Here is a 21,845-nt window from a genome sequence, read left to right as displayed (position 1 = left end):
GTATATTTGTAACAGTAGCTATTTTTAAATGCGATAAACCTGTTTAGCCCTTTCATACTCACTGGGAGGAACGCGGCGTATACACCAGCGGCGCGCCATCCCGCTCGATTAACCGCGTCTGCTGGGAACCCACGATTACCAGCGTGCGCATATCGGCCATTTCCGGCGTTGCCTCGCCTAGCGTAGTGACGCGAATCGACTCCTCCGGGGTGGAAACCGCGCGGGCGAAGATGATCAACCGTTCCGGGCCGCAGGCTTCCCGCAGTACCTCTAGGGTGCGCGTAAAACCCTCTGGCCGCGCCTTGGAGCGGGGATTGTAAAACGCCATGGCGAAGTCGGCTTCCGCGGCCAGACGCAGGCGCTTTTCAATTAGCGCCCAGGGCTTGAGGTTGTCGGATAGATTGATGCAGCAGAAGTCGTGGCCTAACGGTGCACCGGCGCTTGCGCTGGCGGCCAGCATGGCGGAGATACCCGGCAGCACCTGGATATCCAGCCTGCGCCACTGGGCATCACCGGCTTCCAAGGCCTCAAACACCGCCGCCGCCATGGCAAAGACGCCGGGGTCGCCGGAGGAGACTACCACTACTCTGTGGCCCTCAAGCGCCAGCTGTAGCGCATGCTCTGCCCGACGAATCTCTTCGCGGTTATCCGAGCCGTGGCGAACCAGCCCTGCTCTTGGCGCGACCCGATTGACGTAGGGCACGTAGCCCACCACATCGGTGGCATCCTGCAGCGCGGCCGTGACTTCCGGGGTAATCATCGCTTCTGAACCCGGCCCTAGGCCGACGATTTTCAGCCAGCCGCTCATGGACGCCGCCCGTTGCCATGGATCAGCACAATCGAGAAGTACGGCACGCTCTCGCCAACGTCGCTTAGTGGCAATACGCGTTGTTGGGTCATGGCGGCGTACTCGATTAGCCAGGCTTGCTCTTCACGGCCAGCTTGAGCCAGCGCCCGGCGTAGCTTGGCCAGGTTGCGGCCAATCTTCATCACCACCAGCGCGTCGGTGTGGGCGATGCGCTCGGCCAAGGCCTCTTCGGGTAGCGTGGCCATCAGCACGGTCATGATGTCATCGCCCCAGGTAATCGGCTGGCCGGTAGCCGTCCACGCCGCCGACATGCCGGTAATGCCCGGCACCACCGAGACCGGCACGCGGTTCAGTAGCCGCGTGTAGAGGTGCATAAAGGAGCCGTAGAAAAACGGGTCGCCTTCGCACAGCACCACCACATCGCACCCGGCCTCGGCCATCTCGATCAGTTGGGCCACGCTGCGCTCGTAAAAGGCTGACAGCAGTTCGTTGTAGCGGGGATCGTCAAAGGGGATTTCCGTGGTAACCGGGTACTCCATAGGCAGCTCGGTTGCATCTGGTGCAATCAAGCCCTCCACGATGGAGCGGGCATGGCCGCAGCGACCCTTCTTACGAAAATAGGCCACGTGACTGGCGCCGCGAATCAAGCGGTCGGCGCGCACGCTCATCAAGTCTTGGCAGCCTGGCCCTAAGCCAACCCCATAAATCGTCCCTTGGCTCATTCGATGCGATCCGCCATGGCGTTAATGGCCGCTACCGTCACTGCGCTGCCACCCAGACGGCCGCGCACGATACAGCTGGAAAGCTCTGTATTCGCCAGCAGCGCTTCCTTGGATTCCGCTGCGCCGACAAAGCCTACCGGGCAGCCGATAACCGCTGCGGGGCGGGGGCAGTCTGGGTCTTCGAGCATATTGAGCAGGTGAAACAGCGCGGTGGGCGCGTTGCCAATCGCGACCACGGCGCCTTCGAGGTTTGGGCGCCACAGTTCCAGCGCCGCTGCCGAGCGGGTATTGGCCATTTCCTGGGCGAGCGTGGGGGTGCGCTCATCGTTGAGGGTGCAGATGACTTGGTTATCCGCAGGCAGCCGCTTACGGGTAATGCCTTCCGAGACCATTCGTGCATCGCAAAGAATCGGGGCGCCCTGCTCTAACGCGGCGCGGGCTTTATTGACCACGTCATTTTGAAAGTGAATATGCGCGGCCAGCTCCACCAGCCCGGCGGCGTGAATCATGCGCACTGCTACAGTTTCTTCCTCCGCTGAAAAGCGGGCAAGCTCGGCCTCGCTGCGGATAATGGCAAATGACTGCCGGTAAATCGCCGGGCCGCTTGTTTCGTACTTATAGGGCACCCAAATTCTCCAAATAACTTATGACTTCAGATTCACTCAGGCCAGAGGCCTTCGGAGCGCTATCGGCGCGGCCATTGACAATCAAATCAAAGCGCCCATCGCGGCCGACTAGGCATAATGCCGCTGGCTGTTGGCGGGCACAGCCTTTGGCGCAGCCGGATATATGGGCGCTGCTGTTTTGCAGACCGCTTAGCCGCTCCGCGAGCGGCTGAGTGGCGACACTCGCCTGCTCGCAGTAAGGCGCGCCGGGGCAGGCATCTATTGATAGCCGCGGGTCGCTATTATGCCGGATTAAGCCATCCACCGCTGGCGCAGTATCGCCCTGCACTAATGTCTGCTTAACCAGCAAGCGTCGCCAGGGCGTGACCTGAACGGCGGTGATACTTGTGGGCGCTACCAACTCACGCAGCGTTGCGGCGGTGGCACGTCCAAAGGGCAGCCCTACCACCTGACCAGCGGGATGGCTGCCCAGCGCCAGCTTGGCGCCGGAGGCTGCTGGGGCGGTGTCAGCGGGCGCCCAATTCGGCAATGGCGCTGTATGGCGACGCATACGTCCGGCCTCCCAGCCGCCGCTCTCCACAAACCAGTGGGTGAGGCGGATTAGCTGCTCAACGGCGGCTTCAACATCGCTTACTGCGGTGCCTAGTGCAGAGCTATCGCAACGCACCATCAGGCCGCCTTCCATCGAGCGTTCAATGCGAAAATCAGCGGCGCTATCGCTCAATACCGGCGCTTTTCCCGCATCGATGGCGATACCCACCTTGCCGGGCATGGCGGCTAATTCGCTGCCCCGCGTTTGCAACAGGCTGGCAATGGTAGGCGAGTCATCCCCCGCTTGCCAGTGCGGCGCCAGCATCAGCTGCGGCTGGCGTTCCGCTTCCGGGTCGGCGCTGACCAGCTGATGCTCGATTAAAAAGGCCATTAACGGCGGCCAACTGTCGTCGGTCACGCCGCGCAGCTGGAAATTGGCCCGGCTGGTGAGCTCTATCAAACCACTGCCGAAGGTCTCGGCGGCCTCGCATAGCGCCAGCATTTGAGTCCGCGATAGCTCGCCCATGGGCGGGCGCACCCGCACCAACAGGCCATCGCCGGTGGCCATGGGTCGCCATGCGCCGGGGCACCAGCCTTTAATGCGCGGGCTGGGCAACATAACCGCCGGTCTCTTTGGCTTCATCCATTTCCAGCAGCAGGTCTTTTAGCGCATCGCCGTGCTCGCCGGGGGCTTGCCACATGCCCCGCTGGGCGGCTTCAAGTAAGCGTTCGGCCATCTCTTCTAGCGCGGCCGGGTTGTGCTCACGGAGGAACTGCTGATTGGCCTTGTCGAGCACCAGCGCATCGCTGACTTGGGCGTACTGGTAATCTGCGACCAAATCGGTGGTGGCGTCGTAGGCAAACAGGTAGTCCACCGTGGCGGCCATTTCAAAAGCGCCCTTATAGCCGTGCTCGCGCATGGCGTTGATCCACTTGGGGTTTAACACCCGAGAACGAATCACCCGGGCCAACTCTTCTTTCAAGGTACGAATCTTGGGCGCGGCGGGATTGGCGTGGTCGGCGTGGTAGATCACCGGCGCCTGACCGCTTAGCGCTCGGCTGGCGTTGGCCATCCCGCCCTGAAAGGCGTAGTAGCTGTTGGAGTCGAGAATATCGTGCTCGCGGTTATCCTGATTCTGCATCACCGCATCCAGCCCTTGGAGCTGCTGTTCAAAGGCACCCCGTGCAGCGGTACCCGACTCCTTAAACTGGCCGTAGGCGTAGGCCCCGGCATCCAGATAGGCTTCAGCTAAATCGTCGGCGTTGTCCCAGGAGCGGTTTTCAATCAGCCGGTTAAGGCCCGCGCCATACTCGCCGGGCTTGCTGCCAAAGATACGGTAGCTCGCCTGCTGGGCGGCCATTTCCGGGCTTAGCCCCTGGGCTTCCAGGGTTTGCTGGCGGGCTAACACCGCCTCACGGATGGTATTGCTGTTGCCCGGTTCCTCATAGGCGGCGACCGCCTGCACCGCGGCGTCGAACAATCGAATCACGTTAGGAAACGCATCGCGGAAAAACCCGGAGACCCGCAGCGTAACGTCTACCCGCGGGCGATTGAGCAGCATCGAGGGAATGACCTCGAAGTCCGTTACCCGCTGGGAGCCTAGCGACCATTTAGGGCGTACGCCCATCAGCGCAAAAGCCTGGGCAATGTCGTCGCCGCCGGTGCGCATGGTGGCAGTGCCCCATATCGATAGGCCCAGTCGTCGCGGATAGTCGCCGTTATCCTGCAGATAGCGCTCGACAAACGCCTGGGCGGATTTTTCGCCCAGTGTCCAGGCGGCGGGAGATGGAATCGAGCGGTTGTCCACGCTAAAAAAATTACGCCCGGTGGGCAGCGTATCCAACCGCCCCCGGCTGGGTGCACCGCTGGGCCCGGCGGGTACAAAGATGCCCTCAAGACCATCCAGCAGCGACTGAAGCTCCATCTTTACGCCCCGCTGCATGGCGACCCATAAGTGCTCGCGGGCGTAGCGCAACTGCTCCGCCGTATCGGGGTAATCCAGGGCCAGCTCATCCAGGCAGCCTGGGGTTAATGGAGCTAATACGTAGTCGCTTACCCAGCGTTCGGCGAGCAGTTCCAGACGTTCTCTAGTATCCGCGCCGGTGCGCCAAGGGGCATCAAGCTGTTCGATCAAAATGGCAGGCTTTGGCCCCTGCCATGGCTCGTTGGCAGCGGCCAGCGGGTCAAAAGGCTTGCCGTCATGTTGATCAGCCAGCCCCAGATCGCAGGCTAAATTGTGCAGCAGGCCGCGCTGGGCCACCGCTTCGCCCCTGGGCAGCCGCAGTAACGCCACCAGGGTGCCCGCCCGCTTCTCTTCTGGCGGCAGCGTGCCGAGCACGTGCAGGCCATGACGAATCTGGGACTCTTTGATATCGCAAAGGAAGGTATCCAGCTCGTTGAGAAGTTCGGCGTCGTCGCTGGCGTGAGCCAATTCCTGATCAATCCCGGTGTCCCGCAGGTGGGCTAAAATCTGCCCACGGATCAGTGCTTCCCGGCGGGGATCCATATCCAGCGCTTGGTAATATTCGTCACATAGCGCTTCAAGCTCCGCCATGGCGCCGTAAAGTTCAGCTCGCGCCAGGGGCGGCATCAGGTGGTCGATAATCACCGCCTGGCTGCGCCGCTTGGCCTGGGCACCTTCGCCGGGGTCATTGACGATAAACGGATAAAAGTGCGGCAGCGGCCCCAGGGCAATATCCGGCCAGCAGTCGGCGCTTAGCGCAGTGCTTTTCCCCGGCAGCCACTCTAAATTGCCGTGCTTGCCCACGTGGATAACCGCATCGACCCGGTAGTGCTCCCGCAGCCAAAAGTAAAACGCCAGGTAGCTGTGGGGCGGCGCTAACTGCATATCGTGGTAGGACTGGGTGAGATCGTCGATAAAATCTCTTTCCGGCTGTATACCCACAAAGGTGTCGCCCAAGCGGATACCCGCGATCATTAGCCGCCCCTGACGGCATTTTGGGTCATCCTGCGGGGCGCCCCAGCGTGTCCATACGATGTCCTGCAGCTCTGCAGGCAGAGTGTTAAACCAGGCCAGGTAGTCGTCAACGCTGATGCTCTGCCAGCAGGCGCGTTGATCGAGACTGGCGTGGTCATTCGTCACCGACCCCTGAAGCTGGCGGATTAATTCATCGCCATTTTCCGGCAGCTCGCTGAGTGGATAACCTGCCTCTTTTAATGCGTTTAAAATTTGCAGCGTAGAGGCCGGCGTATCCAGCCCTACCCCATTGCCGATCCGACCATCGCGATTGGGGTAGTTGGCCATGATCAGCGCGATGCGCTTTTGACTATTGGGAGTGAGCCGCAGGGAACAGATGCGCCGGGCCAGCTCGGCGACAAAGGCGGCGCGTTCCGGATGCACCACATGATGGGTGACCGCCAGTTGGCAGCGCTGGTTATAGTGGGCTTCGGCTTTAAACCCCACCGCCCGGGTAATGATGCGCCCGTCCATTTCCGGCAGCACCACCTGCATGGCCACATCGCGGCTATGCAGCCCGGCGGCCATGCCCTGCCAATCTTCCGTGGTGCTGCTGGCTAGGATCGCCTGGAGTACCACAGGTCGACCGACAAACAAGCTGTCTAAAAGCGTATCCCCCAGGGCATCCAACCCATCGGCATTGCGATTGACCGCAAAGCTGGTGGTGTTAATCACCAGCATGGCGCCGGTCTGCTCAATTAGATGATTAATAAAATCAATGCACGGTCCCTCTTTTAAGGACGCCACCGCCACCGCCAACGGCTCCAGCCCCTGGTCTTTAAGCGCTGCGATCATGCCGTCGGGCACGGCGGTATTCGCCCCCTGCAGGTGGCTGCGATAAAACAGCAGCAGGCACACCGGCCGCCCCGGCACCTGACGATCTCGCCACTCGCTTAGGCTTGACGCCTGCTGCTCTTGCGGCGCATAAATCACCGCTGGCGGAATCACCTTGGGCTCCTGCCAGTCGCCTAACTCACTATTTATGCACTCGCTGGGCAGGCACTCGCTGGCGACAAAGCGCAGCAGCTGCTCGGCGTTATCAGTACCGCCCTCGCGTAGATAGCGCCACACCCGGTAGGCGCCATCAAAGGCAATGGTGGAGTCTTCCAGCAGCGCATCATCCGGGGCGTCGCAGCCTGGCACCAGAATCAGCTGGCGACCGGGTTTCGCCGCCGCCCAGGCGAGCAGGCGCTCATGGCCGTAGGGCCAGTAGGCCTTGCCGCCCAGCAGCGAGACAATCACCAGCTGGGCCTTTTCCAGCACCCGATCTTCGTAAAGATCATAGGCGGCAGGCTTGACCAGGTTCATCCAGTTGGCCAACCGCACCGAGGGGTACGCCTCACCCAGGCGATCAACCGCCTGGGCCAACGCCGAAAGATTGCTATCGGCGGCGGACATGATCACGACCTCGGCGGGGCTCTGCTGTAGATCGATGATGCCTTCATCATCGACAAAGCCCCCCGGCTTAGCGGCGAATAAGTGCATTAGGTAGCCGTTTGAGAAGCCGTTTGAACCTCTATATCAGCCAGCGCTTCACGCAGCGCTGGGATATCCAGGTCTTTACCAATAATCACCAGCTGGGTTTGGCGGGTTTCGTCCTGGGCCCACAGCCGGTCGAAGTAACCTTCCAGGCGCTCGCCCACCGCCTGAATCACTCGCCGCATCGGTTTACCGGGAATCGCCGCAAAGCCCTTGGCGCGATAGATCTCGTGGTCGATCAGCAGCTGCTGCAGCTTGCTGGCCAGGGCGTCGCCATCTACTTCACCCAGGGTAATCACGCAGGAATCAAAGTTATCGTGGGCGTGGTCGTGGTGAGCGCCTTCGGCGTGGTGCTTATCGTGGTGATTGGTGATGCTATCAATGTTCTCTTCGCTGGCCGCGCCAATGCCCATCAGCGCTTCCAACTGGGCGGTATCGCCGGTCACTGTCTGATCGATAAACAACGTTTTCACCGACGCACTCACCCGCGCCTGAATCACCGCTTCCACCCGGGTACGCTCTTCCGGGCTAAGCAGGTCTGCCTTGCTCACCAGCACCAGATCCGCTGCGCTAAGCTGGTCGTCGAGCAATTCGCGCAGGCTGGGGTCATGGTCGAGGCTTTCGTCGGCGCGGCGCTGGGCTTCAACTTTATCCACGTCGCTGGCATAGCGGCCAGCGGCCACGGCGGGGCCATCGATCACGGTAATAATCGCATCCACGGTGCAGTGTTGGCGCACATCGGGCCAGTTAAACGCCTGCACCAGCGGCTTGGGCAGCGCCAGGCCGCTGGTTTCGATCAGGATATGGTCGATATCGTTACGGCGGGCGACCAGCTTTTTCATCACCGGTAGAAACTCCTCCTCCACCGTGCAGCAGATGCAGCCGTTGGCCAGCTCATAGATACTGCCATCTTCACCGTCTAGCTGCTCGCCTTCGCTACCCGGCTCGCAACCCAGTGCGCAGCTACGCAGCAGGCTGGAGTCGATATCCTGCTCGCCGAACTCATTAACGATCACGGCGATCCGCCTGCCGGTCACCTGGCGCAAAATATTGGCCAGCAGCGTTGTCTTGCCGCTGCCGAGGAAACCGGTGACCACTGTGGCCGGAATCTTATTGAGTTGCATGAATGAACTCCTCACTATCGAATTGCTGTTCGGCGGGCGCCTGAGTTGATGACAAAGAAGCTGATAAAAACGGATCTGATAAAAACAAGCGCGCCACGGCGTCAGGATTGTTGGGGAAAAACAGATGTAAATAGGTAGCCGTCAAGCGCTTATCACGGTAAATCGCTTCCCCCGGTGCGGGGTGGCGTTGGCGGCGGCCGTGGGCAATCGGCTCCGGCGTGCCTTCCGCCATGGAGCGGTGGTGAGCATGGCCGCGCACCCGCCCTTCCGGCAACTCGGCGGTTTGCATCCCCTGGCAGCCCCGGCGACCACGCATGGCGCCCTGCCCTGGCAGCAGGCCCAGCAGGGTATGGGTCACATCGTCATAGCCGGTCAGGGTTTCCAGGCAGTACAGCAGGCCACCGCACTCGGCGAGGATAGGCTTATCGGCGTTAAAGAACGTCTGAATGGCCGCGCGCATGGCGCTGTTATCGGCAAGGGTTTGGGCGTGCAGCTCCGGGTAGCCTCCCGGTAGCCACAGGGCATCGCACTCGGGCAGTTGGCTATCCATTAGCGGCGAGAAGAAACGCAGCGTGGCGCCCATCTGCTCTAACAGATCTAAATTGGCCTGGTAGATAAAGCTAAAGGCGGCGTCCCGGGCCACGCCAATGGTGTGGCCGTTAAGCACAGGCTGAACGGCGGCAAGCTGCTGTTGAGGCGCACTAAAGGTCACCGGCGGCAGCATTGCGAGCGCTTCCAGCAGCCCGGCCGCTTCCAGCGCTTTGGCGGCGGCCTCAAAGCGCGCTTCCAGATCCTCGCGAATCTCTGCCGCCTGCACCAACCCCAGATGGCGCTCGGGAAGCGACAGCGCGGGGTCGCGTGGCACGGCGGCCAGCAACGGAATCGATGGCGGCAGCGCGTCTTCAATCAGCTCCCGATGGCGCGCCGAGCCGCAGGCGTTAGCGATCAGCCCGGCGATATGGATATCGTCACGAAAGCTGGCCAGGCCCGAGACCAGCGCCGCGGCGGTTTGAGCCATGCCTTTCACATCCATGACGATAGCCAGGGGGATGCCAAACAGCGCCGCCAGATCCGCGCTGGAGGGCTCGCCATCGAATAGCCCCATAGCGCCTTCCACTAAAATCAAGTCCGCTTCACAGGCGGCTTCATAAAAGCGCTGACGGCAGTAAGCTTCCCCGGCCATCCATAGATCCAGCTGATCTACCGGCTGGCCGGAGGCCTGGGAGAGAATCTGCGGGTCTAGATAGTCCGGGCCGGTCTTAAACACCCGAACCACTTTGCCCTGATTACGCAGCAGCCGCGCCAACCCTGCCGTGACGGTGGTTTTGCCCTGGCCCGAGGCGGGGGCGGAAAGAAATAGCGCGGGGCAAGTCGTCGTGGGCGTGCTCATCAGTATTCGATCCCCAGCTGCGCTTTAACACCGCCCCGAAAGGCGTGGCGCTCGTCCTGAACGGTGCTGATGGTATCGGCGATTTCCTGCAGTGGCGTGGCCATGGTGCGCCCGGTAATGATCACGTTTTGATGGGCCGGACGGCGCTTGAGTGCTTCCACCACCGGCTCGGGGTCGAGATAGCCGTACTTGAACATATAGCTCATTTCATCCAGCACGATCAGATGATAAGTGGGGTTCTCCAGTAGCCCTTTAGCAACCAGCCAGGCGGCCTGGGCGGCTTCGATATCCCGCTCCCGGTCTTGGGTTTCCCAGGTAAAACCGTGGCCCATAATGTGCCAGTCGAGCTTGGGATGATCGCGGAAAAACAGGTACTCGCCGGTTTCGCGACGGCCTTTAATAAACTGAATCACCGCGCACTGCTGGCCGTGCCCCAGCGAGCGCGCCATGGTGCCAAAGGCGGAGCTGCTTTTGCCCTTCCCGTTGCCTTTGAGCAGAATCAGTACGCCGCGCTCTTCGGTGGCGCGGCTGATTCGCTCATCGACCACCTCTTTTTTGCGCTGCATACGGTTTAGATGGCTAGCGTCGCTCATGGGGTTTCCCCGGTTAGTCGGTCAAATAGGGTTCAAAGATGGCTTTATAAAAGAAGGCTTTCCAAAATCAGCGGGCCAATAGAGCGCGCCCAACTGCTGCGCAATGCGTGCCCCCTGGCCGCGCTTGACCTTGGACTGTTCGGTATCGATTAACAGACACTCGCCTAACGGGGCGAGATCGTCAACGGACTCCCGGGTGCGGCCATCGGTAATCAGGTAGGTGCGCACCTGCAGGCCGGGCTCGCGGCGCTGCCACTGGCGAATCAGCCGCCTGGCTTCGATAATCGCTTCCCGCAGGGGTGTTCCGCCGCCGCCTTTGGCACTGTCGAGAGTCCCCCGAGCGTTTTTGGGCGCACGACGGCGGGAGAGTATTGGCACCACTCCGCCATTACCAAATCCCAGCACCGCTACCTGCTCCCGCGCGGCGTAGGCTTGGGTCACCAGCGATTCAACCAGCCCTTTCGCCTGACCCAACAGGCGCTGGCCCAGGGTCGAGCCAGAGGTATCCAGCAGCACCAGATGCGCCGTTGCCTGCCCCGCGCGAGATTTGCGCATTTTTAACTGCCGCCAGGGCCACTGACCGCGATTGGCGATCACGGTCGCAAATCCGTCCAGCCGTGAAGTCGCCACTTGAGAGCGCCCCCTGCCCAACGTACCGCCTTTGCCCGCGCTAGAAGCGGTATCGGTGCGTTCAGCCCGCTGAAAAAGGTCTTCGCTATCGGGCAAGTTCGCCGCTGGCTGGCTAATCGACGCTTGAGCCATGGAAGGCATAGCGCCCCACTGGCCCTGTTCACCTTGCTGATGGGATGACCCGCCGCTGGGTGTGTTGTCAGCTGACGACGAACCGCCCTCCCCATTCGGAGGGGTTTGATTAGGCGGCAATGACGGCGGGCTCTGCTCTGGCGGCTGAGTACGCCGATGCGCCAGCACCCATGGCTCAACGGTATCGATATCCTGCTGTTCAACGCTCTCCACGCCACGCCAGACGGCATGGGCCTGAGCAGCGCGGTGCCAGGTAACGTCGGCGCGCAGGCCTTCAACCCCGGCGGCTTCACAGCGGGTGGCAATGGTGCGGTACACCCAGGGGTCGGTGGTGATCTCCTTGAGTAAGCGCTGCGCGTTGGCAATACGCTCGGTCAGGGCAGTTTGGTCATGCTCAACCCGTTCGAGGGAGCCAGCCGGGTCGCGGTCAAAAGCTTCCCGCTGCTGCACAATGGCGATCCGCTCGTCGATGCTTAGCGCACCCGCCTGTTCAAGGCAAAGCCCAAAGCGATCGAGCAGTTGAGGGCGCAGCTCGCCTTCATCCGGGTTCATGGTGCCGATCAGGCTAAAGCGCGCCGGGTGGGAGTGGCTAATGCCGTCGCGCTCAACGATATTGGTGCCGCTGGCGGCGACGTCTAACAGCAAATCAACCAAGGTATCCGGTAGCAGATTGACTTCATCCACATACAGCACTCCGCCGTCGGCTTTAGCCAGCAGCCCAGCATGAAAGGTGGCTTCGCCATCGGTCAATACCTTTTGCAGATCCAGACTGCCCACTAGCCGATCTTCGCTGGCGCCCAATGGCAGAGTGACAAAAGGGGCACGCTGCCCTTCGCTATCGCTGGGCAAAATGGCGGCCAGCGCCCGGGCTAAGGTCGATTTAGCGCTGCCTCTAGGCCCACTGATCAGCACCCCGCCGATACGCGGGTTAATAGCATTAAGAAGCAGCGCCGTTTTTAGCGCTTCTTGGCCAACCACCGCCGCAAAGGGAAACTCACTCACCGGCACCTCCCGTGCTGGCCAAGCCCGCTAACCGATCAATATTGGCCAACTGATCAGGGGAGCAAGGGACTTGAATATGATTCATGCTAACTGCCCATGTGATAATAAAACCATTCATAAAGAAGTGGGAACAGAAAAGGCGTTCAGTATAGAGGAAGGCATGGCGGGGAGGCCAATCTGTTCCGCTGCCATGAGCCGTACTGGTTTAAAGGCTCATTATACTTGCCTGTACACTTTCATATTGCGCCGCGCTCCATTAAGCTAATGCTAATTAACCGTTAGTAAAGATGATATGCACTCTTAAAGGAAAGAAGGGAGACAGGGAGTGAGTAAGAAAATTGTCGTCGTGGGTGATATGGGCACGGATCACGAGAACTTTCCGCCCTCACCAGTCACCGCTGGCTCGCCGGATGTTTTTGTTGACAGCAAACCCGTAGGACGGGTGGGTGACCCTCTGGAACCCCACGCCAAGCCGAACCATCCTCCTCACCCGCGCTCTATCGCCAGTGGCTCAACCACCGTACTTATCAACGGCAGGCCCGCCGCCCTCACCGGCGGCTCAGTCGACTGTGGTGGCGTTACTATAGGCAGTGGCAGTGTGATCATCGGCGATGATCAGATAGCGACACCCTCTCGCTCTCTGCAAGGGGCTGGAGTTGGGGCTGCGACGGCATTGCACGCTAATTCCAGCAGTGCTAACGCTCACCAATCAGCCACTAATGCTCGACTTAACCAAGCGTTGCTTCTCCGTACTACCCGCCAGCCGGGTACAAGCGCACTGCACAATGGGCAGGAAGGACAGACTGGGACGGGTGACTCGTCGCAATCCCAAGCGACAAATGAGGAAGAAGACTCACCCAGAACCCTACGGCTGGGGGTGTTCTTCGACGGCACGGGCAACCATATGCAGAACGACCAACGGCTTACGGATCGTGATATTACCAATGTGGCTCGATTGTACGACTTTTACCGTGACTTAGGCTCTGGAGGAACCGAGCAAAGGATATATGTTGAGGGCCCCGGCACAGTTGATGGTGAAGAGACCGATGACGGCTTTGTTGCGCCGGAAGATAGTTGGGGGCTGGCATTAGGTTTGGGGGCCACGGGTGGGCATGCTCGTATTGAATCTGTATTAAATAGATTGCGCAGAATACTATTAAGTGAGACCTACGATACAGTTATAGTTGATGTATTTGGATTCAGCCGCGGTGCTGCACTGGCTAGGCACTTCGTCAATCTGGTCAATGCTTGGCCGGAGAGCATAGTGCTACCTGAGCTTAAATGGTGGCCGCAACCGAGAATAGAGCACAGGGAGGTGGCTGCTTTTCCTCAAGGCGTTAACGCTAGCGTCGGGTTTGTCGGCTTGTTTGATACGGTGGGCAGTTTTTACTTTCCTGGTAATGATCAGAACTTTGATTTCAACTTGAATATAGGAGCCCATAGCGCCGAGCAGGTTGTTCACCTAACCGCCTTTCATGAAATCCGCACAAACTTTCCGCTGTCAAAGATAAGCGGGAGTAACGGCCTGCCCGGCAACTTTATAGAAGTAGCCTTGCCGGGGGTTCATTCCGATGTGGGTGGGGGTTATGAGAACCCTGAAGTGGACTTTCATAACTATGAACGGTTTGAGGTAAGGCGGTATCAGGGGCATGGTCTTAACCCTCGAACAATTCAGTCTGCCCAGCAGAAGATTACGGAACTTAACGCCGCAGACTCACGAAATATTCAGCCACGAGTAGAAGGAAGCGATGTTATCGCCGTGGAGCGCCGCCCTACCCGCAAGGAGCTGTCTTACTACGCTTTGCATAAAATGTACGATTACGCAGTTAATGCGGGCGTGCCTTTAGACTCTATGGATGATTATCCCATACCCGCCCCGTTGCAAGATGCCCTTAATCAGTGGCAGACCACTGGTGGCGACTTAATGAATGCACGTGATTATCTTTATGATTATATTCATACTTCTTACCGCGTTGGGCCTATTACCAGTTTTGAGTCTATTGCCCATAGGCCAGAGCCGAATCGGATACGGCGCTTTTTTCTAAGCAATTCCCAGCGTGCAGCACAGCCAAGGGGGCAGGTGAGTCATGGTGACTAAACCTTCGACATTTCGAGCCTTATTAATGGTTCTGTGCCTAACCATGACCACCGCGTGTTCCGGCGAATCTCGTGAATATGATTTTGGCATTTCAGTGGCAGGCGGCCCCACAGGTTGGCCAGTCAGAGTTGAAGAACTTACATTTGACAATAACTGGAGTGCTCCGGGAGGCATCCTTAGAGGAGGGTTCGACCACAGCCCACCTGGGGGAGCAATGGTAATATTATCGCCAAAGCCAGCTCCCAACTCGGTACAAGCCCGCTGGTATTCTTACAGAACCAAAACTTTTCACCAAATTGATCTTTCGCTTCCAGAAGATTTTAGTGATCGTGTTGAAGAGTGGTATGAGGAATTTCCACAACCTCACTATCTACACACGCTTATTGTAGGTTTTTCAGGGAAAGGTGAAGCACTTGTATGGTGGGAAGCATTCTGCTTGCAATGCGATCAAGATCGCAGTCAGGATTTCAGCACCCCCATCGTTGAAAATGCACAAGCGTCTGTTGTGGGAGGTGACGCGAGCCAATACCGAAGCCAAACCGAACAATTTATTAACGAGGGGCTCTTTCCCAATCCTGGTGAGTAATGAATGACGGCTAAATCTTCGATGTTTCGAGCCTTGCTAGTAGCTGTGTGCCTAACCCTAACCACCGCGTGTTCCGGCGAACCTCGTGAATATGATTTTGGCATTTCAGTAGCTGGAGGGCCGATTGGATGGCCAATCTGGATGGAAAGGCTTACATTTGACAATACTTGGAGTGTACCGGCAGGCAGTATAGATGGTGGCTTCGACCACAATCCACCGGGGGGAGCAATGGTGGTATTGTCGTCGCCAAAGGCGGTACCCAGCTCTGTACAAGCACGCTGGTTTTCGTACAGAACCGAAACGTTTTACCAGATTGACCTTTCACTTCCAGAAAATTTTAGTGACCGTGTTGATGGATGGTACCAAAAATACCCTGAACCCAAATATCGGCACTACTTAATTGTTGGGTTTTCCGGAAAAGGTGAGGCCCTTATTTGGTGGCGGGCGAGATGCATGGATTGTGGCTATGATCGAAGCGAGGATTTCAGCACCCCCATCGTTGAAAATGCACAAGCGAATGTAGTGGAAGGCGACCCAAGTCGATACCGAAGCCAAACCGAACAATTTATTAGCGAAGGTCTTTTTCCCAGACCTGGTGATTAATGGCAGCTAAATCTTCGATACTTCGAGCCTTGCTAGTAGCCTTTTGCCTACCCTTAGCAACTGCGTGTTCCGGCGAACCAAGTAAATATAATTTTGGCATTTCAGTCGCTGGTGGCCCCCCAGGCTGGCCATCCAGGGTAGAGATGCTCACATTTGACAATAGCTGGGGGGCTCCGGCAGGTATACTCAGGGCTGGCTTTGACCATAATCCACCGGGTGGGGCATTAGTAGTATTGGCTTCGCCGAAGGCGGCTCCCGATTCGGTACAAGCCCGCTGGTTTTCACACAGAACCCAAACTTTTTATCAAATTGACCTGTCGCTTCCAGAAGATTTTAGTGACCGCGTTGATGAGTGGTACCAGAAGTACCCTGAACCCAAATATCGACACTACTTTATTGTGGGCTTTTCCGGAAAAGGAGAAGCCCTTGTGTGGTGGCGAGTAAGGTGCATGGACTGTGGCTATGATCGCAGTGAGGATTTCAGCACCCCCATTGTTGAAAGTGCGCAAGCGAACGTAGTGGAAGGTGATCCAAGTCGATACCGAAGCCAAACCGAACAATTTATTAACGAAGGGCTCTTTCCCAGGCCTGGTGAGTAATGAATGACGGCTAAATATTCGATGCTTCGAGCCTTGCTAGTACCCCTGTCCCTAACCCTAACCACCGCGTGCTCCAGCGAACCCCGTGAATATAATTTTGTTATTTCAGTGGCAGGTGGCCCCACAGCTTGGCCAGTCAGAGTTGAAGAACTCACATTTGACAATAACTGGAGTGCTCCGGGAGGCATCCTTAGAGGAGGGTTCGACGACAGCCCACCAGGGGGAGCAATGGTAATATTATCGCCAAAGCCAGCTCCCAAATCGGTACAAGCGCGCTGGTATTCTTACAGAACCAAAACTTTTCACCAAATTGATCTTTCGCTTCCAGAAGATTTTAGTGATCGTGTTGAAGAGTTGTATGAGGAATTTCCACAACCTCACTATCTACACACACTTATTGTAGGTTTTTCAGGGAAAGGTGAAGCACTTGTGTGGTGGGAAGCATTCTGCTTGCAATGCGATCAAGATCGCAGTCAGGATTTCAGCACCCCCATCGTTGAAAATGCGCAAGCGAACGTAGTGGAAGGCGACCCAAGTCGATACCGAAGCCAAACCGAACAATTTATTAGCGAAGGACTCTTTCCCAGTCCTGGTGAGTAATGAATCGCGACTAAATCTTCGATGTTTCGGGCCTTATTAGTGGCCCTGTGCCTAACTCTAACCACCGCGTGATCTTGCCAAGCCCACTAACCGATCACTATTAGCCAACTGATCCAGGGAATGTGGCACTTGAATATAATTCATGCTAACTAGCCAAGTGATAATAAAACCATTCATAAAGAAGTGGAAATACAAAAGGCGTTCAGTTTAGAGGAAGGCATGGCGGGGAGGCCAATCTGTTGCAAGCCGTTAACTTTGCGAGGCCGTATGTCAGTTCACGTTAAGAATGCTGCTGGATTTTTACACGCACTCAAAATATAATGTTATAACATTACATATATTGCGGGGTCTCATAAGATCCTTAGGCTTTCTGTTGTTCGCTACCCACCTGCCACCTAGAATGGCCAGTGTCGGTGTTCCCCACGGAACTTAATAGAGAATCCGCCGCGGCTTGCCGCGAAACGGAACTGCCCCCGCAACTGTAGGCGGTGAGCGATGCTCTTTAATGCCACTGGACACATAGTCTGGGAAGGCGAGCTAGCCATGACCCGTCAGTCAGGAGAACTGCCGACATATTACTTACATTGAGCGAAGTGGCTCGGTCAGTATTTGCTGGCCGAATCCCAAGCTCATCATGCACGGGAGTGTACATGATGTTGAGATTGACCACGGCCATCGCCGCGAGCGCTGTTGGCCTTGCCCAGGCGGCTTACGCCTCCACCGACTACCCGCTTACGCTCAACAACTGCGGCGTAGAGTTCAGCGTGACGGCGCCCCCGGAGCGAACGGTGACGGTGGGCCAATCAGCCACAGAGATCCTCTATTCACTGGGGCTAGCTGATCGAGTGAACGGCACCTCGGTGTGGTTCAACCCGGTTCTGCCCGCGTTTACTGAAGCCAATGAAGCGATTGAGCGGATCGCCGATGACGACCCAAGCTTTGAGGCCGTGGTCAATAAACGGCCTGACCTGGTGGCCGTGCAATACGAGTGGCACGTAGGCCCCACCGGAAGCGTCGCCACCCGTGAGCAATTCCATGAGCTGGGTATTAACACCTATATTATGCCCGCCGACTGCGATACCAAGGATAACTCTACCGGTGGCGATGGTACCCGCACGGCCGCTTTCTCAACGGATTCGATCTATAAAGGCATTACCGAGCTTGCCCAGATTTATGATGTACAAGACGCTGGCGAAGCGCTGGTGGCCGATCTTATTGACCGTGAAGCGCGTGCTATTGCTCTAGCGAGCAGCCTTGATCTACCGGAAGACCTGTCGGCGGCATTCTGGTTTTCATCGACAGACCTAGGGGTTAGTCCCTTTGTTGCAGGCCAGTTGGGCGCGCCGGGCTATATGATGGACAAACTCGGCATTCATAATGTGATTGAGTCCGATGAGGAGTGGCCCACGGTGGGCTGGGAGAGCATCGCAAGAGCTGACCCTGATGTGCTCGTGATCGCCCACATGGATCGCCGCCGCTTTCCCGCTGACGATATTGAAGCCAAGCGTGAGTTCCTGCGCAGTGACCCGGTCACTAGCGAAATGAGCGCGGTTAAAAACAACCGCATCGTGGAGATGGATGCCCATGCCATGAGCGCGACTATGCGCACTATTTACGGCCTGGAATCACTGGCCGAGGCGCTATCGACGATGGCATTTGACCAATGAGCATAGCGTTAACGCGGCTATCAACGTCGGGCTTTGGGCTGCGTTGGCTATGGATCACGCCGCTGGTGCTCGTGGCGGCGCTAATCGCGGGTACCGCCATCGGCGAAACGCCGATTCCCGTTGATACCATTCTCAAAGTACTCGCCAATCAGCTACTGGGTGCGGATTACGCGGTTGACCGGATCGATGCAGGGATTATCTGGAACTACCGGCTTAGTCGTGCCGTTGTGGCCGCCTGCTGCGGCACCAGCCTGGCGCTAGCGGGGGTCGTACTTCAGGCGCTGCTTCGCAACCCTTTGGCCGACCCCTACTTAATGGGCATATCTGCTGGGGCTTCTACCGGCGCGGTCGCCGTAGCAGTGGCCGGATTAGGCGCGGGAGCGCTTTCGCTTTCCCTGGGCGCTTTTGTGGGCGCCCTCCTCGCCTTTGGCATCGTAGTGATGCTCGCCCATGCGGCCAATAGCGGTGTAGGCGGCGGGCGCGGCGTTCAGGCTGCAGGGGCGATTATTTTGGCAGGCATTGCCGGTTCGCAGCTGTTCAATGCGCTGACAGCTTTTATCATCACCAAGTCGGCAAGCGCCGAGCAGGCACGGGGCATTATGTTTTGGCTGATGGGCAATCTCTCCGGGGTGCGCTGGGCCGATGTGACCTTGGCGGTGCCTGCCGCACTGTTCGGGCTACTGGTTTGCCTATGGCACCGGCGTTCACTGGATGCCTTTACCTTCGGTGCCGACAGCGCCGCCTCCATGGGGATTGCGGTGCGCCCAGTGCGTGGCATGCTGATTATTGCTATGGCACTGGTCACGGCGGTGATGGTGTCTATTGTGGGGGCGATTGGCTTTGTGGGCTTGGTGATTCCCCATGCCATGCGTTTTATCGTCGGTAGCCGCCACACCCGGCTGGTACCGGCAACTGCCTTGGCCGGTGCGGTGTTTTTAATCGGCTCGGATATTCTTTCCCGGGTGCTGGTGCCCGGCCAGGTACTCCCTATCGGGGTGATTACTTCGCTGATCGGCGCGCCTGCTTTTGCGCTGATTCTAGTGCGCGGCAAGAGGTCATAATGCAGTTATCAACTGAACAACTCGCCTGGGCGGTGCATGGCACGCCTCTGCTTATTGACGTCAACCTTACCGTCGAACCCCGCCAAACCTATGGTCTGGTGGGGCCGAACGGCTCGGGAAAAACCTCGCTGCTTCGCCTGTTGGCAGGCTTGAACAAACCCAAGGCAGGGCGAGTACTGATTGATGGCCAACCTCTACACACCCTCAAGCAACGGGCGATTGCCCAGTCTATTGCCTTAGTCGAGCAGCAGGCCGACACTACCGATAGAATTAGCGTTCACGACGTAGTGGCGCTGGGCCGGACGCCCTTTCTTACCGCGCTACGCCCCTGGTCAACTAAAGATGACGCCATCGTGGTTCAGGCGCTAGTGGATGTCGATATGACGCATATGGCGGATCGACTTTGGCACACCCTTTCAGGCGGCGAGCGCCAGCGGGTGCATATTGCCCGGGCATTGGCCCAGCAGCCGAAAATCCTGCTACTGGATGAACCCACCAATCATCTGGATATCCGCCATCAGCTGTCGATCCTTGAACTGGTCAGGCAGTTGCCGATTACGGTGATTATCTCGTTGCACGACCTTAACCAGGCCATGGAGTGTGATCGCATCGGCGTGATGGATGGCGGCCGCCTGATCGACAGCGGCCCCCCAGAAGACGTCCTCACCACCAGCAGGCTACAACAAACCTTTGGGGTGTATACCCATGTGATTGATGACCCTGTTGATGGCAAGCAGGTCATGCGGTTTCGTAGTGCGATTTAGCTAGCGCCTGCTTCAAGCATGTAGGAAAACCCTTTAACGGAAAAGATGCCACACCACGCTGTGATCCGTGCCCATACTCCACAGCAGTACGATCACTACGAGCAGCGCCTCCAGCACCAAAACACCGATACCCAGCGTCGTTGTTGACAGGATAAACCCGCGCTCATGGCTGATGCCTAAAAAGCTGGGGGTTCCTTTATAGAGTAGATAGGCGCTGTAGAGCAGCCCGATCACCATCCCCAGCATACAGAACCAAAAAGCCGGATAGAGGGCAAAAACGCCGCACAAGAACATCGGTGTCGCAATGTAACCCGCAAAAATAAGGCAATCACGGCGGCTGGGGCGGTTTTCTATACGACGGGCCAACCAATGAATCATACTGCCCACCACCCCCACAGCCATTAGCATCAACGCATAAAAAGCCACGCCTAATGCAATACCGTTGGGAAGTGAGACTTTATAGGTTTCAGAGCCACCATACGTCCAGCCGACCTGGGTAGTGCCTATCAGCGCACAGACGACGGGAATAGCAGCGAGTAACAGGACATGGTGGGCATAGAGATGGCTGATAGATTCATGCTCGCCACGGATCAAATGCCACTCTTTTTCAGGATGATGGAGAAGCCCCCAAACATGATGGATCATAACGACCTCCCGATTTTGTAGATGCATTGTTATTAGGATCAGGTTATTAGGGTCAGGCTGTTAGGGTCAGACGTTGATCGAGCAGACCAACAAAGCACCGAATCAAATTTAGTGTAGAACACAAACATTATTTTAGGAGAGGCTTTAATCCATTGTTAGTGAGAAATACGCCCAGAGAGTATCCACAGCGACGCCAGTTAGCGTCGACCACGCCATTGACCACCGCAGACATCCGGAAAAGTGGCAGGCCTCTACGGTTTTTTCCAATCAATCGCTAGCTCGCCCCCTTTTGCCCAATTCTCATGGCTGGTTTCAGCAAAGAAAATTTGCACCGCATCAGGTGAAACTTCATAAGCTTGCACGAACGCTTCGGTGATTTTATGGGCCAGTTCACGCTTCATTTCGACTGAACGCGGCGACTGCTGAATAGTCACGATTGGCATGTTTATATCTCCCTGGGTCTGGTGGGTGGGCGCCTTATCTCATTGATCTATTTTGTTTGGGTAAAAACTTTCCAAAACTAGCTTTACGCTAGGTCTGCGAAGCGCTCAATAACCGGCTGGGTGCGATGTTCGGCCTGCCATAGTTCGTAATCGCTCTGCACCGCCAGCCAGGCTCGTGCCCGGCCAATGCCTGCCCGCTCCAGGCGAACCGCCAAGTCGGGGCTAATCGGTGCTCGCCCATGCAGAATCCGCGACAGCGTTTCCCGCGCCACACCCAAGCGTCGAGCCATTTCCGTCACACTAATACCTAGCGCTGGCAACACATCCTCGCGTAGCGTCTCACCGGGATGCGGGGGGTTGTGCATGTGAGTCATATGCCATCTCCTAGTGATAGTCCAGGTAATCGACCAGCTCAACATCCGAGCCCGTGAAGCGAAAAATCACCCGCCAATTGCCGCTAACTGTGATCGACCAGAAACCTGTCCACTCGCCCTTCAGTGCATGCAGTCGCCAGCCCGGTAGATTCACCGCCTCGGGGTCTTCGGCGCGATTAAGCAGCGCAAGAATCCGCCCCAGACGTTTGGCATGGTCAGCGCGAATTCCCTTAGTCGTGCCCGTCTCAAAAAAGGCGCGCAAGCCTTTATTTCGAAAGCTGATGATCATCTTGCAAGTGTGACTTATCACATCACGCTTAGCAAGACGGCCCTGCAACATTTCCCATGCTTAGAGCCCGACGGAACCGACTTTTCTTTGCTAAGGTGAAG

Annotated in this window: 21 protein-coding genes and 1 riboswitch; of the genes, 8 read left to right on the top strand and 13 right to left on the bottom strand. The window is 57.6% G+C overall.

Annotated features, from left to right (window positions below; all coding sequences use genetic code 11):
• Positions 1 to 58 precede the first annotated feature (58 nt).
• Genes cobJ through A6R74_RS04895 form a run of 9 tightly spaced genes read right to left on the bottom strand, consistent with a single transcriptional unit; the run spans position 59 to position 12,015 of the window.
• Entirely contained in the window at positions 59 to 808 is a 750-nt protein-coding gene (cobJ, locus tag A6R74_RS04935) for a precorrin-3B C(17)-methyltransferase (protein WP_064233344.1), read from the bottom strand.
• Entirely contained in the window at positions 805 to 1,530 is a 726-nt protein-coding gene (locus A6R74_RS04930) for a precorrin-2 C(20)-methyltransferase (protein WP_064233343.1), read from the bottom strand. The genes cobJ and A6R74_RS04930 overlap by 4 nt, the downstream gene beginning before the upstream one ends.
• Positions 1,527 to 2,156 carry a precorrin-8X methylmutase gene (locus A6R74_RS04925; protein ID WP_064233342.1) on the bottom strand — a complete coding sequence of 210 codons (630 nt, stop codon included), beginning with the start codon at positions 2,154 to 2,156 and terminating at the stop codon, positions 1,527 to 1,529. The genes A6R74_RS04930 and A6R74_RS04925 overlap by 4 nt, the downstream gene beginning before the upstream one ends.
• Positions 2,146 to 3,306, bottom strand: a complete 1,161-nt coding sequence (locus tag A6R74_RS04920) for a cobalamin biosynthesis protein CobG (RefSeq protein ID WP_064233341.1) — start codon at positions 3,304 to 3,306, stop codon at positions 2,146 to 2,148. Before A6R74_RS04920 ends, A6R74_RS04925 begins: the two co-directional genes overlap by 11 nt.
• Positions 3,284 to 7,150, bottom strand: coding sequence for a cobaltochelatase subunit CobN (cobN, locus tag A6R74_RS04915; RefSeq protein ID WP_064233340.1), 3,867 nt, complete (start codon positions 7,148 to 7,150; stop codon positions 3,284 to 3,286). Before cobN ends, A6R74_RS04920 begins: the two co-directional genes overlap by 23 nt.
• Positions 7,150 to 8,268, bottom strand: a complete 1,119-nt coding sequence (gene cobW / locus A6R74_RS04910; RefSeq protein ID WP_064233339.1) for a cobalamin biosynthesis protein CobW — start codon at positions 8,266 to 8,268, stop codon at positions 7,150 to 7,152. The genes cobN and cobW overlap by 1 nt, the downstream gene beginning before the upstream one ends.
• Positions 8,255 to 9,658 carry a cobyrinate a,c-diamide synthase gene (locus tag A6R74_RS04905; protein WP_064233338.1) on the bottom strand — a complete coding sequence of 468 codons (1,404 nt, stop codon included), beginning with the start codon at positions 9,656 to 9,658 and terminating at the stop codon, positions 8,255 to 8,257. The genes cobW and A6R74_RS04905 overlap by 14 nt, the downstream gene beginning before the upstream one ends.
• Positions 9,658 to 10,251, bottom strand: coding sequence for a cob(I)yrinic acid a,c-diamide adenosyltransferase (gene cobO, locus A6R74_RS04900; RefSeq protein WP_064233337.1), 594 nt, complete (start codon positions 10,249 to 10,251; stop codon positions 9,658 to 9,660). Before cobO ends, A6R74_RS04905 begins: the two co-directional genes overlap by 1 nt.
• Positions 10,252 to 10,272: 21 nt before the next feature.
• Positions 10,273 to 12,015: an AAA family ATPase gene (locus tag A6R74_RS04895; RefSeq protein WP_064233336.1), complete on the bottom strand. Its 1,743-nt coding sequence runs from the start codon at positions 12,013 to 12,015 to the stop codon at positions 10,273 to 10,275.
• A 325-nt stretch (positions 12,016 to 12,340) separates the two neighbouring features.
• Between A6R74_RS04895 and A6R74_RS22190 the strand changes: the two genes are divergently transcribed.
• The 8 genes from A6R74_RS22190 to A6R74_RS04860 all read left to right on the top strand — a co-directional run bounded on the left by A6R74_RS22190 (position 12,341) and on the right by A6R74_RS04860 (position 19,993).
• Positions 12,341 to 14,113 (top strand): type VI secretion system PAAR protein, encoded by a 1,773-nt coding sequence (locus tag A6R74_RS22190; protein WP_240488167.1) that lies wholly within the window; start codon positions 12,341 to 12,343, stop codon positions 14,111 to 14,113.
• Entirely contained in the window at positions 14,103 to 14,699 is a 597-nt protein-coding gene (locus A6R74_RS04885) for a DUF2931 family protein (protein ID WP_064233335.1), read from the top strand. The genes A6R74_RS22190 and A6R74_RS04885 overlap by 11 nt, the downstream gene beginning before the upstream one ends.
• A 3-nt stretch (positions 14,700 to 14,702) precedes the next feature.
• Entirely contained in the window at positions 14,703 to 15,302 is a 600-nt protein-coding gene (locus tag A6R74_RS22185; protein WP_082906600.1) for a DUF2931 family protein, read from the top strand.
• 143 nt (positions 15,303 to 15,445) lie between these two features.
• Entirely contained in the window at positions 15,446 to 15,901 is a 456-nt protein-coding gene (locus tag A6R74_RS04880) for a DUF2931 family protein (RefSeq protein ID WP_240488166.1), read from the top strand.
• 3 nt (positions 15,902 to 15,904) lie between these two features.
• Positions 15,905 to 16,501, top strand: a complete 597-nt coding sequence (locus tag A6R74_RS04875) for a DUF2931 family protein (RefSeq protein ID WP_064233333.1) — start codon at positions 15,905 to 15,907, stop codon at positions 16,499 to 16,501.
• 394 nt (positions 16,502 to 16,895) lie between these two features.
• Positions 16,896 to 17,087: riboswitch (cobalamin riboswitch) on the top strand.
• Between the two features lie 64 nt (positions 17,088 to 17,151).
• A complete protein-coding gene (locus tag A6R74_RS04870) occupies positions 17,152 to 18,168 on the top strand; it encodes an ABC transporter substrate-binding protein (RefSeq protein WP_064233332.1) in 1,017 nt (338 codons plus the stop codon).
• Positions 18,165 to 19,229, top strand: coding sequence for a FecCD family ABC transporter permease (locus A6R74_RS04865; protein ID WP_064233331.1), 1,065 nt, complete (start codon positions 18,165 to 18,167; stop codon positions 19,227 to 19,229). Before A6R74_RS04870 ends, A6R74_RS04865 begins: the two co-directional genes overlap by 4 nt.
• Positions 19,229 to 19,993, top strand: a complete 765-nt coding sequence (locus A6R74_RS04860) for an ABC transporter ATP-binding protein (protein WP_064233330.1) — start codon at positions 19,229 to 19,231, stop codon at positions 19,991 to 19,993. Before A6R74_RS04865 ends, A6R74_RS04860 begins: the two co-directional genes overlap by 1 nt.
• A gap of 33 nt (positions 19,994 to 20,026) precedes the next feature.
• On the opposite strand, the gene A6R74_RS04855 is transcribed toward A6R74_RS04860, so the two are convergent.
• The 4 genes from A6R74_RS04855 to A6R74_RS04840 form a co-directional block, all read right to left on the bottom strand.
• Positions 20,027 to 20,638, bottom strand: coding sequence for a Yip1 family protein (locus A6R74_RS04855; protein WP_082906599.1), 612 nt, complete (start codon positions 20,636 to 20,638; stop codon positions 20,027 to 20,029).
• A gap of 251 nt (positions 20,639 to 20,889) precedes the next feature.
• Positions 20,890 to 21,081 carry a tautomerase family protein gene (locus A6R74_RS04850; RefSeq protein WP_064233329.1) on the bottom strand — a complete coding sequence of 64 codons (192 nt, stop codon included), beginning with the start codon at positions 21,079 to 21,081 and terminating at the stop codon, positions 20,890 to 20,892.
• An 83-nt stretch (positions 21,082 to 21,164) separates the two neighbouring features.
• Positions 21,165 to 21,446 (bottom strand): HigA family addiction module antitoxin, encoded by a 282-nt coding sequence (locus A6R74_RS04845; RefSeq protein ID WP_064233574.1) that lies wholly within the window; start codon positions 21,444 to 21,446, stop codon positions 21,165 to 21,167.
• Between the two features lie 19 nt (positions 21,447 to 21,465).
• Positions 21,466 to 21,744: a type II toxin-antitoxin system RelE/ParE family toxin gene (locus A6R74_RS04840; protein WP_064233573.1), complete on the bottom strand. Its 279-nt coding sequence runs from the start codon at positions 21,742 to 21,744 to the stop codon at positions 21,466 to 21,468.
• Positions 21,745 to 21,845: the final 101 nt, after the last annotated feature.

The organism is Halomonas sp. ALS9, assembly GCF_001651035.1.
Taxonomy (GTDB): domain Bacteria; phylum Pseudomonadota; class Gammaproteobacteria; order Pseudomonadales; family Halomonadaceae; genus Vreelandella.
Note: the sequence above shows the minus strand (reverse complement) of the source record. Positions and strands in the feature narration are given on the sequence as shown.